The organism is Maribacter dokdonensis DSW-8, from assembly GCF_001447995.1.
Classification (GTDB): Bacteria; Bacteroidota; Bacteroidia; order Flavobacteriales; family Flavobacteriaceae; genus Maribacter; species Maribacter dokdonensis.
This window is the reverse complement of sequence record NZ_LDPE01000002.1, coordinates 19477-36595: the sequence shown is the minus strand read 5'-3', so window position 1 is coordinate 36595 and position 17119 is coordinate 19477. Positions and strand designations below refer to the sequence as shown.

Here is a 17119-nt window from a genome sequence, read left to right as displayed (position 1 = left end):
TCTAAAAAATTGTTTTTAGGTATAAAAATGTATTTTTGTGTTAATATTGCTTTTCAAATGACATTATCAGAAGAAGATTACATAAAAGCCATTTATCACCTAAGTGATTTCAACAGTAAATCTGTTGCAACAAATGCCATTGCAGAACAGATGAAGACAAAACCTTCTTCTGTAACCGATATGGTAAAAAAGTTGTCTGAGAAATCTTTGGTGAACTATAAGAAATACCAAGGCGTCTCACTATCGGAAAAAGGCAGGTTGGTTGCCCTTTCCATTATTAGAAAACATCGTTTGTGGGAGGTTTTTTTGGTAGATAAACTTAATTTTTCTTGGGATGAGGTTCATGTGGTTGCAGAGCAATTGGAACACATAAAAAGTGATGCTTTAATTGATAAGTTAGACGCCCATTTAGGATACCCTAAAGTAGATCCACATGGCGATCCTATTCCTAACAAAGATGGTGTGTTCACAAAATCCGTAAAGAAGTTGATCAGTGATTTGCCGGTGGGTAGTCAAGGGGTTTGTGTTGGCGTCAACGATTCTTCCGCGGCATTTTTAAAATTTTTGGACAAGAATAAAATTGCCTTGGGCGATACCTTTAAAATATTGGAAATTGAAGAGTTTGATGGTTCCGTTACCATCTCTACCAGGTCGGGCTCCATTAGGATATCAAAACAGATTGCAACAAATTTATTTTTGGAGATTGTAGATGAAGAGTAGCATATTAATTATATGAATTATGGATGAAATTATAGCGTATTTTGAATCAATAGATCCCGTACTGGCAGCATTTTATGCTACATTGTTTACTTGGGGACTCACAGCAGCGGGCGCGGCACTGGTTTTTCTTTTTAAAACAATGAACCGTGCTGTTTTAGACGGAATGTTAGGGTTTACTGGGGGCGTAATGGTAGCGGCCAGTTTTTGGAGCTTACTGGCACCGGGTATAGAAATGAGCCCGGGTGAAGGGTTTGTGAAAGTTATACCGGCAGGAGTAGGTTTTTTGCTAGGTGCTTTGTTCATTTTTGGGTTGGATAAAGTATTGCCCCATTTACATATTAATTTTAAGGAAGACGAGGCAGAAGGTGTTAAAACACCTTGGCGTAGAACAACCTTACTTACGTTGGCCATTACATTACATAACATACCGGAAGGTTTAGCGGTTGGTGTACTTTTTGGGGGAGTGGCCGCTGGTTTTGATGGCGCCTCTATTGGTGGTGCCGTTGCTTTGGCCTTAGGTATTGGTCTACAAAACTTTCCGGAAGGTTTTGCCGTTGCCATGCCGTTACGTAGGCATGGACTGAGCAGGACAAAAAGTTTTATGTTCGGTCAGGCTTCCGCATTGGTAGAGCCTGTTGCAGCAGTACTAGGGGCGTGGGCCGTGCTTACTTTTCAACCTATACTGCCATATGCGCTTTCTTTTGCGGCAGGCGCCATGATCTTTGTGGTCGTAGAGGAAGTTATACCAGAAACACAGCAAGATAAGTACACTGATATTGCTACCATGGGCTTCATTGGTGGCTTCATCATCATGATGACCCTAGATGTTGGTTTAGGTTAATAATTTAATTTGAATTTTACCGTTTAAGGCAATAGTATGGTTAACTTGATACTTTAAACCTTTATGCATTTTACCAAGAAAAATTGGGTATGGACAGTGGTGTTGATTCTAACAGTAATCTGTTGCGCGTTCATTTTAATACTTCATTTAAAAAATTGGGTAAGTAATAGTGACAATAGCCTAGGAATTCGTTCTGGGTTTTATAATGTTGAAATTCCATTTAACGAACTAGATAGTGTGGTGTTGGTTGAAAGAATACCGCCAATGGAGCGTTTGCACGGTTTTTCTGCGCTGGAAAAAGAGAAAGGTGTCTTTAGGGAGTTTAAAGATTCTTTGACAGACAAGAAAGTTCATGTATTTGTAGATAATATTGAACAACATAAAGTTAAGTTGGTCTATAAAGATTCTACTTACGTATATTTTAATCTAAAGGACTCGGTCCAAACTTTACAATTGTTTCAGAAACTCGGCGGAAAAATAGGGGCATTGAGCGCGCCTAATTAAATTGTAGGTTTTAAAATAATATGGCATGATAAAAGGGAATCTACTGGTACTATTTGTTTTAGGATTGATGTCTACAGGTCTATTTGCTCAGCATAATATTAGTTTAAATATTGATGGGGTTACTTCTGAAGAAGGTAATATCTGTTTTGCCGTTTATACTGATGAAAGTTCCTTTTTAAAGTTTGATAAGGTATTTAAATCCGGTTCTGAAAAGGCTGTGAAGGGTAAGACGGTTTTTGATATTGAAAATTTGCCCGATGGTGAGTATGCCATTGCTATATTTCATGATGCTAACGGAAATAATAATTTAGATACCAACATGTTGGGTATTCCAAAAGAGCAAATAGCATTCTCCAAAGGGAAAATGAAAATGTTTGGTCCGCCAAAATATACCGAATGTGCCTTTATTCTAGATTCAAATATGCAAATGAATATTAGTTTGCAGTAAATACTAATAGCTTGTAATTTTGATTACTCCGTTGGCTCCCTGAGTACCATAACCAGCAGCATCTGCACCCGATAGTATAACTATTTTCTTCACATTGTAGCTATCTATTAACTCGTTGATCGAATGAAAAGAATTTCCAATTATCTGATTGTTTAAAACGTACAAAGGTTCTTGACTGCCACCAGAGGCAAAGGAATTACTGGTCTTATTGATTATAGGTACATTGTTTTGCAAGACTACGCCACTCTTTTGGCGTATACGTTGTAGTAGAGAAACATTCGCCCTATTTTTTTCTTTCAATTCCACATCTAATGAAGATGTACCGTTGTTGTCATTACTTGTGTTTTTTGATGATCCGCAGCCGGTCATTATCAAAAGCACAAAACCATAGGCAGTAATAAACTTTTTCATTTTTTGATAATTAGTTTTATGTAAGGTATACAATTAAATGGATGCCATTATCTTTGAAAGAAAAATTTCATGGTATTAGTTGCGCAATTGGTAGGAGCCTTATTAGGATTATTAGCAGTAGTTTTTGGGGCATTTGGTGCACATTTGTTAAAGAAAACGTTTACTGAAGATCAACTGAATAGTTTTGAAACAGGAGTAAAATATCAAATGTATCACGCACTTTTACTATTGATGTTAAGTTTTAACCTTAATCTAGAAACTGGTCTAGAAAAGGCAATTATCTATTGCATCATCATTGGAATCATTCTTTTTTCCTTTAGTATTTATGGATTGTGTATATCTGCATCCAAAGGAAATAAAATAAAAATACTGGGTCCTATTACTCCAATTGGAGGTTTGCTTTTGGTAACGGGTTGGGGGCTTTTGTTCTATAATATAGTTAAGAACTATATTTAATCAATGGTGGTTGACTTAAACTCTTTTATTGCTGTATTGGGTTCCATAATAGCGTAGCCTTCCCAAAAATTAGGATCGTATTTAGGCATATATGTCGGTGATACGGCATTGTTTTCTGTAAAACCATCAAAAGTAGCTTGGTCTATTTGATCAGATTCAAAAATGATCAATTCATTCTTTACAACATTTATAAAGACAAAATCTATATCGCCAGAAAGCTCATTTTGTTTGTTTTTGCCTTTTACGATTTTATTCTTTTCAATGATTTTTAATGGTCTTCTAACACCAATACGTTCACCTACTTCAGACTCATAATAGCGTAGGCCGTAATGGTCAAATGCATCTTTTTGATAAATGACTTTTCCTTTAGATAAATAGGTATTTGTTGAAATCCCTAAAAGACTGAATTTTTTAACAGGCTTTACATTGCTATAGTCTATTTGCAGTACGGCAAAATCATCTGCATTTATAAATAGTGTTCCTTCAAAATCTGCTGATCCACTTGGTTTAAAAGAGATGACGTAAACGGCATCATTACCTAAATATGTGAATTCTTGCAATGTATAATCATACTTTCTGGATTTTACTATAAAGTTTAGATCATTGTCTTCTTGCGTGGGTAAATTATTGAAGATATTGTTCAATTGACTTTTTTTCCAATTGGCGTAGTTTTTCTGTTGCAGCTCTTTGTCTTTCTTCTTTTTCTCTAGCTGTTCGTTGGCAGCGGCCACATCTGTAGAGTCAATATCTTCTTCAAGAAATTCGCTAACCTCCTCGGCATCTATTTTTGTACCGAACAAACCGGATTTTATCTTGAAATAAGATCCTTCTTTAACATTTTCACGAAGTATTTCATTGAATTTTTCCTCTAATTTTTCAGCATCAAGTTCCTTGCTTTTATCAAATAGTTTGGAGGCTTTTAAAAGATTTAATTTTAATAACTCTTCATATGGGTTGCCGTATAGATCGCCAACAATTTCAGAATAATAACTGTTGTCCTTGGGTACAGTGGTTATAACACTATCTAGAAATTGTTGGTTTAGTATATCTATGGATGATTTTTTGACTTTAAAATCACTTTTTGTCCATCTATCAAAGTTAGATGACCTATGGAACAATCGTTTTTTAGTGAGGTCGGTCTTATAGTTTTTGTCTAGATTGTCAACTACAAAATCTATTATTTCGTCAGCAGTATAATTTTTATTGGATACTATAACCTCTCTTAGTTCAATTGCTTTGGGTACAAGTAATATTCTAGCGCTTGTAAACTCTGAAATAGGTTTGGCAAGGGTTTCATAACCCATTGAGGAAATAATGAGAGAATCAGATTCTTGTATGGTTTCGTTCAAGATAAAATTGAAATTGCCCTCTTCATTGGTAATGACTCCTTTTTCTTTTAATTGAACAGTGGCGTAAGGAATAGGTTGTTGGGTAATGCTATCTAAAACGTTGGCGCTTAAGTTCTGTGCATTAGTGTTTAAAATGGTGAAAACAAAAAATGTAAAAAGTAATAAGTGGGTTGGTTTATTGTTCATAGTGTTAGATTATTCCTACGCAATCTAAACGAACAAAAGCAAGAAACGTTACAGTTTTAGAAACTGTTATGAGTCTTTTATAGCTATTTTAACTTATAAATAAAGATTAGTGGCAGCCACAATCATCTTGACCACAGGATTTAGCGTTGTTTTTTTTGCCGGACCAAATAGATTTAGGAATCAAAAATTTATTTACCAAATACCCTACGGAAATAGCTAGTGTTATGTAAACCAATATGTGTTGTATAATGTCCATATTATTTTAATAATTGATATGCTATTAAAGCTACAATATAAGCAAAAAGGCTCATGAATATTAGTTGTCCTGCTGGCCATTTCCAAGAATTCGTCTCCCTTTTTACTACCGCCAAGGTGCTCATACATTGCATAGCGAATGCATAGAACAATAGTAATGAAATGCCCGAAGCTAAATTAAACAATGGTTTTTTTGTTTTGGGATCTACTTCTGCAGCCATTCTATTTTTAATGGTTTCCTCTTCATCATTCCCTACACTGTAAATAGTAGCTAACGTACCTACAAAAACCTCTCTTGCCGCAAAGGATGTTAAAACGGCTATTCCTATTTTCCAGTCATATCCTAAAGGTCTTACTATAGGTTCTATCGCTTTGCCCATATAACCCATATAGGAATGCTCTAATTTATAGCTGGCAATTTCCTGGTTTAATGCTCTTTCTTGCAATTCTTGCTGTTGAACAGCTTTCTCTTTTATGGAAAGAGTGTTTGCTTGTGGTTCTTGTTGATTTTCAAAGTAAACCTCGCTATTGGCGCTATATCCCTTTTCTTTAATTCTTTGCGCTACTATGGTTTCGGCATTTTTAAATTCATCCGAGAATCCGTTAGAGCCCAAAAACCAGAGCACAATAGATATGGCCAATATTATTTTACCTGCGCCAAAAACAAAACTTTTTGTTTTTTCAAGAACGGTGTAGGCAACGTTTTTTATCAACGGTAGTTTATAGTTGGGCATTTCAACCACAAAGAAAGACCTACTTTTAATTTTTAAGATCTTGTTCAGGATTACCGCCGACAGAATAGCAGCTCCAAAGCCCATTAAATATAACGACATTAAGGTTAGGGCCTTATAGCTTAATCCAAGAAAACTGCCTTCGGGTATGACCAAGGCAATGATAATTAGGTAGACCGGTAACCTTGCCGAACAGGTAGTGAACGGGGTTACCAGAATAGTAATTAACCTTTCTTTCCAGTTTTCAATAGTTCTAGTAGCCATTACCGCTGGAATAGCACATGCGGTACCTGAAATTAATGGAACCACACTTTTACCGCTCAATCCAAAGGGCCTCATTATCCTGTCCATCAAGAAGACTACCCTGCTCATATAGCCTGTTTCTTCCAGTAGGGCTATAAATAAGAATAAGAATGCTATTTGTGGTATGAATATAACGATACCGCCAATGCCGGCTAAAATACCCTCTGCAATAAGATTGGTAAATACTCCCGGTGGCAATGTATCTTTCACCCATTCTGTAGCCGAAGCAAAAAAACCATCAATTAAATCCATGGGATACTCGCTCCAACCATAAATGGATTGAAAAATGGTGAGCAGTATTAAAAAGAAAATTGCATATCCAAAGACCTTATGGGTCAAGACCTTGTCCAAAGTAGCTCTAAACCCTTTGGCGGCACTGGCATCTACTTTATACGTTTCCTTTAAAATGCCGTTAATGAATTGATAACGTAATATGGTTTCTTTCTGCTGTAAACGTTTAAGCTCGGATTTTGATTTTGTAGTAAAGGAAGATGTGTCTTTTGTAAACGTTTTTTTCAACGGCATAAAGTTCACGTCTTGGGTAATGACCAACCATAACTTATAGATATCCTCTTTCGGAAAAGCTTCTGTAAGTCGTTCAAAATAATCTGGGGCTATGACGGAAATATCTACATTTTGGCTTTTTGGTAGAAGTTTATAGTCTGCAATGAGATTTCTTAATCTATCTATACCCGTTTCTTTTCTAGTACTTACCAGAGCAATTTTAGAGTTTAACTTTTGTTCCAATAACTCAATATCTATGGTAATCCCTTTACGAACCATACGATCGGCCATATTAATGACTAAAATGGTAGGTATTTTTAGGTCCTTGATCTGTGTAAAAAGAAGAAGGTTTCTTTTTAGGTTTTCTACATCAGATACCACAATGGCAACGTCTGGGTGATCTTTGTCGTTCTTATTTAAAAGAAGTTCAACGGCAACACTTTCATCTAATGATGTAGTGTTTAAACTATAGGTGCCCGGTAAATCTAAAATGTGAGCTTTGACACCACGGGGCAATTTGCAAATACCCTCTTTCTTTTCTACGGTAATACCTGGGTAATTACCAACTTTTTGGTTTAGTCCGGTAAGCTGATTGAAAACCGATGTTTTACCGGTATTAGGGTTGCCTATAAGGGCTACATTGATCTGTTTGCTCATATAACCGCATTGTCATCAATAATATCAAGTGCTATATGTAAGGCCATTTCTCGTCTAATGGCAATATGAGATCCGTTGACATTAATATATATTGGGTCTTTTAATGGAGCTACCTGAACCAATTCTACTTCATTACCAGGTAAACAACCCATTTCAAGTAGCTTGATCGGCAATAGGTCTTGAGTGAATTCTTTTATGATTCCTCTTTGACCTCTTTTTAAATGTGCTACTGTAGTCTCCAATCTTTATTTAGATTCATTATAAGTAAGGCAAAAGTAAATGAAATAATTCAATTAAGGAATTATTACATCTTAAAACTAGTTTCGCCTTGGGCAGGTAATAGCCCGGTTAATTATCTAGTTCGTCGTAAGAATTTTTTAGAATTTCAATATCGGCCATAATTTTATCCATATCCTCTTTTTTAGTGCCATCATAAAAGCCCCTTATGCGTTTATCCTTATCCACTAAAATAAAATTTTCGGTATGTATCATATCAAATGGTCCTCCATCGCCATCGGTTTTAACGGCTAAATAAGATTTTCGTGCCAATTCATAGATCTGTTTTTTATCACCCGTAACTAAATTCCAATTCCTGTCATCCACCCCTTTTTCAATAGCATATTTTTTAAGCTGTGTAACCGAGTCGATCTCTGGAGTAACGGAATGTGATAACAACATAACATCAGAATCTTTGCCAAGTGCCCTTTGCAGGTCTACCATATTTTTGGTCATGATAGGGCAAATAGTAGGGCAGGTGGTGAAAAAGAAATCGGCTATATAGATTTTACCTTTGTAATCTTCTTGGGTAATGATCTCGCCATTTTGGTTGGTCAATGAAAAATCTGCAATGGTATGGTACTTTCTAACATGTTGAATTTCTTCTGCTACCAGTTCTGAGTTTACCATGGCAGGAGAATATACGGGCAACAGTTTTACAGGCTGTAGGGCATTATAGAATAAATATATGATTATGACGGAGAGTACCAAAAGTACTATTCCAAAAATCTTGAATTTTGCGAAGAAAGACCGCATACTATTTTTTTACAAAGGTACGCTAGGGTTGTCAAGATTTCAAGTAAATATAGCTGTCTTGCTGATAAATTATTCATAAAATACCATAAGGTCAGTGGGTTTCTTTTTTTTAGCGGTTGTAAAAATGTACTTTTGTGCGATTTTAATTTTCACGAAATAAGGATGAGCCCCATTGTAATAAAGACAATTCAATTTTTTTTAAGCCTTTCAATATTAATAGTACTACACGAGTTAGGGCATTTTATACCGGCAAAATATTTTAAGACCAGAGTTGAGAAATTCTACTTGTTCTTTGATGTAAAGTTTTCACTGTTTAAAAAGAAGATAGGTGAGACCGAATACGGTATTGGTTGGTTGCCCCTTGGCGGATATGTAAAAATATCTGGTATGATAGATGAGAGCATGGACAAAGAAGCCATGGCAGAAGAACCTAAGGAGTGGGAGTTTAGAAGCAAACCGGCTTGGCAACGTTTAATTATTATGTTAGGCGGCGTAACGGTAAATTTCATTTTGGCCGTTGTTATATTCATTGGTCTGGCATATGCTTATGGAGATCAATATGTTGCCAATGATAGTTTAAAAGACGGTATTTGGGTTACGGATACTACCTTGGGTGATGCCCTTGGTGTTCAGACGGGTGATAAAATTTTAGCAGTTGATGGAAAAAAAATAGAGTCTTTAAACAGCATAGTGCCAGAAGTGGTGTATGGAGAGAACATTACTATTGAACGTAATGGTCAGAAAATTGAAAAGGAAATACCAGTTGATTTTATTGAAACTATTTCTAATAACAAAGAAAATGCACGTTTTATAAGTCAAAGAAGTCCTTTTATAATAAATGCAATACCAGATGGCTCACCAAATGCAAATACTGGATTTGAGAAAGGAGATGCTTTAATTGAAATTGAAGGAACTAGGGTAGAATATTTAGATCAAGTAAGTCCTATTTTAGAGGTCAATAAAGGAAAAACGGTAAATGTTATTGTAAAGCGAAATGGTACCGAGTTGCCATTAGAAGCTAAAATATCTGACGATGGTAAGATAGGTGTTTCATTAGGATTTGATAGTTTAGAGGAATACGAAAAAGAAGGCTATTTTCAAGTAAAACAATTAGATTACACATTCATAGAATCTATCCCAGCCGGATGGAACAAAGGTGTTAAGACACTTACGGATTACATTAAAGGGATGAAGAAAATTTTTAATCCTGATACCGGTGCTTATAAAGAGGTGGGTGGTTTTGCCGCTATTGGTGGTATGTTCCCAGATACTTGGAACTGGCCAGCGTTTTGGGGTACCACTGCGTTTATATCGATTATTCTAGCATTTATGAACATACTTCCAATACCAGCATTAGATGGCGGTCATGTGATGTTTTTGCTTTATGAAATGATTACGGGTAGAAAGCCAAGCGATAAGTTTTTAGAGTATGCACAGATTACCGGATTCTTTATTTTAATAGCACTTTTACTGTTCGCAAACGGTAATGATGTTTATAAAGCGATATTTAAATAAAAAAATAATTTATTTGTTTGGAGACTTTCAAAAAACTACTATATTTGCACCCGCTTTAGGAAACTAAAACGGGTTATTTTCCTCCTTAGCTCAGTTGGTTAGAGCATCTGACTGTTAATCAGAGGGTCCTTGGTTCGAGCCCAAGAGGGGGAGCAAAAAACGAAATCCAATCTATTTATTTAGGTTGGATTTTTTGTTTTTGGTAAATAATAACGGTGGTTTGCGCTGTTTTAGGCTAAAACGTTCTAGTCTTGAAAATATTTATAATATCAAGATTTTATCCAATATAAGGCACACTATTCGGGAACCTATCTTTTAATTATCGTCTTCACCGTTATTTCCCGTTATTCCGAAACTGACTTGCCGTAATACCTACATTACGTTTAAAGAACTGATTAAAATTGGCTACTTCATTAAAGTCTAATTCATAGGCTATTTCTGCCACAGATTTATCCATTTGGTGTAATAGTGTTTTGGCGAAAAGTATTTTATAATCTATGATAATCTTCTGAGCACTTTTGCCTGTAGCTTTTTTAGTGCATTCCGTTAAGTAAATAGGACTTATGTTCATCTGTGAGGCATATTCGACAACCGATAAAAAACTATTGTTGCTTTTAAGAATCTGTTGCTCAAATTTAGACATGATACTATCAAACCTATTGGTAGTGACTATACCTTTATTATTTTGGGTAGCACGTTTAACTTTATAAAGTAGAATCAAAAGAAGCGACCTAACAATTTCCCGATTGTTCAACGCCGTACTTCTAGATTCATCATATAATTCTTGTGCAATAGGCAGAATGCCTTTAAAATCCTCCTTTGTTGTCTGATAAATGGGAATGGTATGCATCTTGAAAAATGGGAACTCATTTTGTAACCCATAAGACTGATTTAAATTGGTGAAGATCGAGGCGTTGAAGTAAATGATATAACCATAATCGTCCTTGGGTGGTGTTTTACCATAATTAATCACCTGAAAAGGGGAAACAATAGCCAAGCTATTTTCTAATTGATGAAGGGTTTGATTGCCAATTTGAATATTGGTGTCGCTTTTTTGTAAAATAGCGATCTCAAAAAAATCGCGTTTATGGGGTACCATGAATTCCTCATCGGGTTCTTGATGTTTTGGTCCCTTCTCTATCCTTCTTATAAAAAAACTGTTGGCATAATCATTCGCAGGTTGTGTTCGGTTTAAGAAATAAGAGTTGATATCCCTAAATATTTTCATGTGTAATTCTTTGGATGAAAGGTCTAAAAGTACAAAAACCTAAATTATAATCCTTTTTTCACAAATTGTAATTCATATTTCTGTTTTTAATCCTGATACTTTTGCATTGCATACGTGAGTAATTCAGTAAATGAAAAATTTGAAGGACATATTTAACAACGCATTTCAATTCTTAAAACCTAAGAAAAATGTAGTTTCTAACAATGGAGAAACTATTAAGGAAAAACATTCCTTGAAGAACGACTCTATACGGAAACTACTTTTTGCCTTTGTAGGTCCTGCGGTATTAGGACTGCTAATTAATGCGCTTTATAACTTTGTAGACCGCATATTCGTGGGGCAATTTGTGGGTGCGGATGGATTATCTGCGGTTACTATGGCTTTTCCGGTAACATTATTTCAGTTCGGATTTATATTGTTATTTGGTAGCGGATCGGGAATATTAATTGCGCAATATTTAGGGGAGAAAAATCATGAAGAAGCCGAAGATGCCTTGGGTAGTGTTGTTGCTGGGCTGTTAGTTGCTATTATCGTGTTTACCACCTTGGGCTTGTTATTCTATAAGCCATTATTACTAGCCTTTGGTGCAGAAGGTACACTTTTAGACCTTTCTGCAGAATATTTACAGATTATTATCTTAGGCTTTCCACTAAGTTTTTTCCTTTCCTTGGAATTTACGTGTAGAGCAGAAGGCAATCCAAGTTTTCCTGCAAAACTTATCCTATTATCTTGTCTAATTAATGTGAGCCTAGATTATATTTTTATGAAAATATACAATTTAGGTATAAGTGGTGCAGCACTTGCAACCATAATTGCACAAGCCGTAAATGCTTTGTTTCTAATAGGATACTATGTAAAAAAGAAAAGTGTTGTTCCTATTGTTTGGAGAAAAGTAAGACTTAAAAAGCACATTGTGCTACCTATATTTTCTGTAGGTTTTGCGCCTTTTGTGATGGACATTGCCATTAGCTTTCAAAATATATTCGCCAACAAATTATTACTTACTTCTGGAGGAACGGACGGAGTCGCCGCTATGGGAATCATTTTTGGCATCAATGTATTTTTTATGATGACCGCCCTGGGTACAGGTGATGGTATGCAACCTGTAGTTAGTTATAATTTTGGGGCAAAACGTTATGACCGTGCGTTAAAGACGTTTAAATATGCTGTTGTCGGGGTGAGTTTGGTTGCGTTCATTGGTGTTGTTATATTAGAATTGTTTCCCTCACAATTAATCGATATTTTTATTGGTGATGAGGATAACATCAAGAAAATCACAAAGATAGCCATACGGATATTCGCATTGTCCATTCCGTTTTACATGGTGCAGATTGTAATGACACGTTATTTTCAAGCACTGCAACAAAACAAAATAGCAACAATATCGGCATTGTTGCGCCCTGCACTATTTGTCCCTATAGCGTATGCATTAAATGCTTTATATGGTTTGATCGGTATATGGGTCGCTTTTGTAGTAAGCGATTGTTTAGCCGCTTTAATCTCATTTGTATTCGTTAGAACATATTCGATTCACAAATTAAAAGTATCCACTGCAACCTCATTGTTAACAGAATAAATTTTAACCGTAAATCATAATTACTTCAAAATAACCAGTAAATAAATACATAAATGAAAACTAAATATATCAACATACAGACCTATTGCTATGGCTTGTTCTTAGCCATATTAGTTGCATCGTGCAACAGCGAAAAGAAGCCTGAACAAGGAAATGCCGTAACCGATTACGAAGTACTAACCGTTTCTTCAAAAGACATAGAAATCTTCAGAGAATTTCCCGTAACTATTGAAGGTACAGAGAACATAGAGATTTACCCTAAAATTGAAGGTTTTATAGAAAAAGTACATGTGGATGAGGGCGAATATGTAAAAAAAGGACAACTCCTTTTCTCATTGAATGCACCCGAATATCAACAAGATCTTTTAAGTACAAAGGCAGCGATTAGCAGTGCAAAAGCAGATGTTAGTTCTGCTCAGGTTGATGTGGAAAAAGCAAAGCCTTTAGTGGAAAGAGAAATTATTAGCAAGTTTGAATTAACCTCTGCCGAAAACTCTCTTACGGCAGCAAATGCAGCTTTAGAACAGGCGCAAGCCAATTATTCCAACGCACAGACTAATTATAACTACACTAGAATTACCGCTCCAGTTTCGGGCTATATTGGTTCGTTACCTTATAAATTAGGAAGTTTGGTAAGTAGTAGCATTTCTGAACCTTTGACCACGGTGTCTAATATTAAACAGGTGTACGCTTATTTTTCAATCAATGAAAAAACGTATTTAGAATTTGCAAAGGCAGGTTTGCTGAAGAGTTTAGATGAAGTTTCTCTTTTACTTCCAGATTATACCGCTTTTGACCAAAAAGGAAAAATACAAACAGTAAGTGGTCAAGTAGACGAAGAAACAGGTTCATTTAATGTGCGTGCTATTTTTGACAATCCAGACAACCTACTTAGAACGGGTAACAGCGCAACCATACAAATTCCGAGAACTATTGAAGATGCCTTTCTTGTTCCGCAATCTGCTACCTACGAAATTCAAGGTGGTGTATATGTGTATTTGGTTAACGACCAGTCGCAAGTACAATCCCAAAAAATTACTGTAACCGCTACAAATTCAGGTCAGGCGTATATTGTTACAGACGGACTTAAAGCTGGTGATCAAGTAGTTCTTGAAGGCATTTCAGGTTTATCTAGTGGTAAAGAAATAAAACCAGTTCAAGTAAACGAAAGTGAGATAAAAGCGCTACAGCAAATCACAGAAAAAGTAACAACTACCAACTAATAAATAATAGAAATTATGTTTAATAAATTTATAAAACGACCGGTTCTTTCGGCTGTAATTTCTATTATCATTTTGATTTTAGGGATTATCGGAATTACCACATTACCAATATCTCAATATCCAGATATTGCACCACCTACGGTACAAGTTTCTGCTACTTATGACGGTGCAAATGCAGAAGCTGTATTAAATAGTGTTATTGTTCCATTGGAAGAAGCGATTAATGGTGTGGAAGGGATGACCTACATGACCTCAACTGCAACTAGTGGTTCTGCAAGTATAACCGTATATTTTGAATTAGGTACCGATCCTGATATCGCTGCGGTAAATGTTCAAAATAGTGTTTCTACGGCTTCAAACTTATTGCCTTCAGAAGTTACGCAATCGGGTGTTACTACACAAAAACAGCAAAGTAGTAATGTATTTATTTTTGGGTTGTATAGTGAAGATGGCAGATATGACGAGGAATTTATTCAGAATTACGCTGAAATTAATTTAATACCTGTTTTAAAAAGGATAGATGGTGTTGGTAGTGCATCGGCATTTAGTTCTAGAGAATATAGTATGCGTATTTGGCTTAAGGCGAATATCATGGCGAATTACGGGTTAATTCCTTCTGATATTACCACAGCGCTTGATGATCAAAACTTAGAAGCTGCACCAGGAGAATTAGGTTTACAAGGGGCGCAAGCATATCAATATACCTTAAAATACAAAGGTAAATTACAAAACGCCGAAGAATTTGAAGATATCATCATCAAAACTACGGACGACGGGCGTATTCTACGTTTAAAAGATGTAGCTAGAGTAGAATTAGGTTCACAATCCTATAGCACAATTACCACCATTAAAGGTCAGCCTGGTACGGGTGTTGCCATTGCACAATCTGCAGGTTCAAATGCCCAAGAGGTAGTTGCGCAATCTATCGCAACCTTAGAAGAAGCTTCTAAAAACTTTCCTGAAGGGTTAACCTACACAGAAATGGTAAATGCCAATGACTTTTTAGATGCATCTATCGAAAAGGTAATCAGTACTTTAATCGAAGCATTTTTATTGGTTTTCATTGTAGTATTTATCTTCTTGCAAGATTGGCGTTCTACATTAATACCTGCCATATCTGTACCTGTGGCTATTGTAGGAACCTTCTTTTTCCTAAGTTTATTTGGGTTTACCATTAACCTGTTAACGCTATTTGCTTTAATGCTTGCTATTGGTATTGTGGTAGATGATGCCATTGTGGTAGTAGAGGCTGTACACGCCAAACTGGATTCGGGTTATAAATCTGCCCGAAAGGCGAGTTTAGATGCCATGAGCGAGATTTCTGGGGCTATTATTTCTATAACCTTGGTGATGTCTGCCGTATTTATTCCGGTTACCTTTATTAGTGGATCATCTGGAGTGTTTTACCAACAATTTGGTATTACCCTAGCCATTGCCATTATATTATCGGCTGTAAATGCATTGACGTTGAGTCCGGCCTTATGTGCCTTATTGTTAAAACCACACGAAGAGCATAAATCAAAAAGTTTTGTGCAACGTTTCTATGTAGCATTTAACGTAGGGTTTGAGAAAACAACCTCAAAATATAAGAATGCGTTAAACTTTTTAATTCGTAAAAAAGCTATTGCCATTGGGGTCATCTTTATATTTATTGGTGTATTTGTTTATCTAATGAATACAACAGCAACAGGCTTTGTACCCGATGAAGATCAGGGTATTGTTTTTGCCGATGTTAGTTTACCTGCTGCATCCTCTATGGAAAGAACCGATGAAGTTTTAGATGAACTACAAAAAATTATTGAAGATATCCCAGAAGTAAACGCATATTTAAGATCTACCGGTCGTGGATTTATAAGTGGTACAGGGTCTAATTATGGTATGTTTATTTTAAAACTGAAACCTTGGGATGAGCGTAGTGGAGAGGGACAAAGTGTACAGGAAATCATTGGTCAGTTGTTCGCAAGAACGGCATCTATAAAAGATGCTAATATGATATTTTTTGCTCCGCCAACGGTTACAGGGTTTGGTTTAAGTAACGGTTTTGAAGTGCAATTACAAGACCAAAGCGGTGGTACTGTTGATGCCCTTTATGATGTAAGTCAAGATTTTATTGAAGCATTAAGTCAACGACCAGAAATACAATATGCCAGTACAACGTTCGATCCAACTTTTCCACAATACGAAGTTGTAGTAGATGTTGCTAAAACCAAGCTAGCAGGTTTAGATGTAGAAGGTGTTTTAGGTGTTATGCAAGGCTACTTAAGTGGTGTGTATGCTTCTAATTTCAATAAATTTGGAAAGCAATATCGTGTGTATTATCAGGGGGAACCAAACTTTAGAGCCAACCTTGAGAGTTTAAATGCCATAAAAGTTAAAAACGGTAATGGTGTTATGGCACCTATTACCGAATTTGTAACCTTAGAAAGGGTTTACGGACCACAAAGTTTAACGCGTTTTAATCTATTTACAGCGGCAAAAATAAGTGGTGCTCCCAACTCAGGTTATAGTTCTGGTGATGCAATCAACGCTATTGAAGAAGTAGCGGCAGAAACCTTACCAACAGGGTACGGATATGAATATTCTGGAATTACTAGAGAAGAGATTTCCGCAGGTAGTCAAACCGTTTACATTTTTATGCTGTGTTTCATCTTCGTGTATTTCCTATTGTGTGCACAGTACGAGAGCTTTATACTTCCTATTGCCGTTTTATTATCTGTACCGGCAGGACTTTCCGGAGTATTAATCTTTGCAAACTTATTTGGTATTAGTAACAACATTTATATACAAATTACCTTAGTGATGCTGATTGGGTTGCTGGCAAAAAATGCCATTTTAATCGTGGAGTTTGCCATACAGCGAAGACGAGAAGGAGAAACAATACTACAGTCGGCATTAGACGGAGCCATAGCACGTTTTAGACCAATTTTAATGACATCGTTCGCCTTTATTTTCGGATTATTTCCGTTAATGATATCAACTGGTGCTGGTGCCGTTGGAAACAGAGCTATTGGTACAGGAGCCATTGGCGGTATGCTAGTTGGTACCATATTAGGTGTAATGGTGATACCGGTATTGTTTATCATATTCCAGACCCTTCAAGAAAGAATAGTAGGTGTTACCGATCACGATTGGGGAGATGAAGATGATATTGATACTAAAAAAGAACAATTAAATTAAAGC

At 36.0% G+C, this 17119-nt stretch carries 15 protein-coding genes and 1 tRNA gene; 10 read left to right on the top strand and 6 right to left on the bottom strand.

What is annotated here, in order from left to right; translation table 11 throughout:
• The first annotated feature begins 57 nt into the window (after positions 1–57).
• The 4 genes from I600_RS09780 to I600_RS09765 all read left to right on the top strand — a co-directional run bounded on the left by I600_RS09780 (position 58) and on the right by I600_RS09765 (position 2513).
• Positions 58–720 (top strand): metal-dependent transcriptional regulator, encoded by a 663-nt coding sequence (locus I600_RS09780; RefSeq protein ID WP_058105099.1) that lies wholly within the window; start codon positions 58–60, stop codon positions 718–720.
• Between the two features lie 19 nt (positions 721–739).
• Positions 740–1561: a ZIP family metal transporter gene (locus I600_RS09775; RefSeq protein WP_058104361.1), complete on the top strand. Its 822-nt coding sequence runs from the start codon at positions 740–742 to the stop codon at positions 1559–1561.
• 63 nt (positions 1562–1624) lie between these two features.
• Complete coding sequence (locus I600_RS09770) at positions 1625–2065, top strand: hypothetical protein (protein WP_058104360.1); 441 nt, start codon at positions 1625–1627, stop codon at positions 2063–2065.
• A gap of 25 nt (positions 2066–2090) precedes the next feature.
• Positions 2091–2513: a DUF2141 domain-containing protein gene (locus tag I600_RS09765; protein WP_058104359.1), complete on the top strand. Its 423-nt coding sequence runs from the start codon at positions 2091–2093 to the stop codon at positions 2511–2513.
• Positions 2514–2516: 3 nt separating this feature from the next.
• Here I600_RS09765 and I600_RS09760 read toward each other — a convergent pair whose 3' ends face one another.
• Positions 2517–2924 (bottom strand): SusC/RagA family TonB-linked outer membrane protein, encoded by a 408-nt coding sequence (locus tag I600_RS09760; protein ID WP_058104358.1) that lies wholly within the window; start codon positions 2922–2924, stop codon positions 2517–2519.
• A gap of 69 nt (positions 2925–2993) precedes the next feature.
• Here I600_RS09760 and I600_RS09755 point away from each other — a divergent pair, with 69 nt between their 5' ends.
• Positions 2994–3380, top strand: a complete 387-nt coding sequence (locus I600_RS09755) for a DUF423 domain-containing protein (RefSeq protein WP_058104357.1) — start codon at positions 2994–2996, stop codon at positions 3378–3380.
• On the opposite strand, the gene I600_RS09750 is transcribed toward I600_RS09755, so the two are convergent.
• The 4 genes from I600_RS09750 to I600_RS09735 form a co-directional block, all read right to left on the bottom strand.
• On the bottom strand, positions 3377–4915 hold the full coding sequence (locus tag I600_RS09750) for a carboxypeptidase-like regulatory domain-containing protein (RefSeq protein ID WP_058104356.1): 1539 nt from the start codon (positions 4913–4915) through the stop codon (positions 3377–3379). The genes I600_RS09755 and I600_RS09750 overlap by 4 nt on opposite strands.
• 257 nt (positions 4916–5172) lie before the next feature.
• Complete coding sequence (feoB, locus tag I600_RS09745) at positions 5173–7365, bottom strand: ferrous iron transport protein B (protein ID WP_058104355.1); 2193 nt, start codon at positions 7363–7365, stop codon at positions 5173–5175.
• The gene (locus I600_RS09740) at positions 7362–7607 is read right to left on the bottom strand and encodes a FeoA family protein (protein WP_058104354.1); all 246 of its coding nucleotides are present in this window, start codon (positions 7605–7607) and stop codon (positions 7362–7364) included. Before I600_RS09740 ends, feoB begins: the two co-directional genes overlap by 4 nt.
• Before the next feature lie 106 nt (positions 7608–7713).
• Complete coding sequence (locus I600_RS09735) at positions 7714–8397, bottom strand: SCO family protein (RefSeq protein ID WP_058104353.1); 684 nt, start codon at positions 8395–8397, stop codon at positions 7714–7716.
• A gap of 162 nt (positions 8398–8559) precedes the next feature.
• Between I600_RS09735 and rseP the strand changes: the two genes are divergently transcribed.
• Both rseP and I600_RS09725 read left to right on the top strand, forming a co-directional pair.
• Positions 8560–9912: an RIP metalloprotease RseP gene (gene rseP / locus I600_RS09730; protein WP_058104352.1), complete on the top strand. Its 1353-nt coding sequence runs from the start codon at positions 8560–8562 to the stop codon at positions 9910–9912.
• 79 nt (positions 9913–9991) lie between these two features.
• Positions 9992–10065: transfer RNA gene (locus I600_RS09725), tRNA-Asn, on the top strand.
• Between the two features lie 181 nt (positions 10066–10246).
• Here I600_RS09725 and I600_RS09720 read toward each other — a convergent pair.
• Positions 10247–11140: a helix-turn-helix domain-containing protein gene (locus I600_RS09720; RefSeq protein ID WP_058104351.1), complete on the bottom strand. Its 894-nt coding sequence runs from the start codon at positions 11138–11140 to the stop codon at positions 10247–10249.
• A 139-nt stretch (positions 11141–11279) separates the two neighbouring features.
• On the opposite strand from I600_RS09720, the gene I600_RS09715 reads away from it, so the two are divergent.
• From I600_RS09715 to I600_RS09705, 3 genes are read left to right on the top strand one after another with little or no spacing between them, the layout of a single operon-like run.
• On the top strand, positions 11280–12716 hold the full coding sequence (locus I600_RS09715) for an MATE family efflux transporter (RefSeq protein WP_167342546.1): 1437 nt from the start codon (positions 11280–11282) through the stop codon (positions 12714–12716).
• Between the two features lie 53 nt (positions 12717–12769).
• Positions 12770–13939, top strand: a complete 1170-nt coding sequence (locus tag I600_RS09710) for an efflux RND transporter periplasmic adaptor subunit (RefSeq protein ID WP_058104349.1) — start codon at positions 12770–12772, stop codon at positions 13937–13939.
• A gap of 15 nt (positions 13940–13954) precedes the next feature.
• A complete protein-coding gene (locus I600_RS09705; protein WP_058104348.1) occupies positions 13955–17116 on the top strand; it encodes an efflux RND transporter permease subunit in 3162 nt (1053 codons plus the stop codon).
• Positions 17117–17119: the final 3 nt, after the last annotated feature.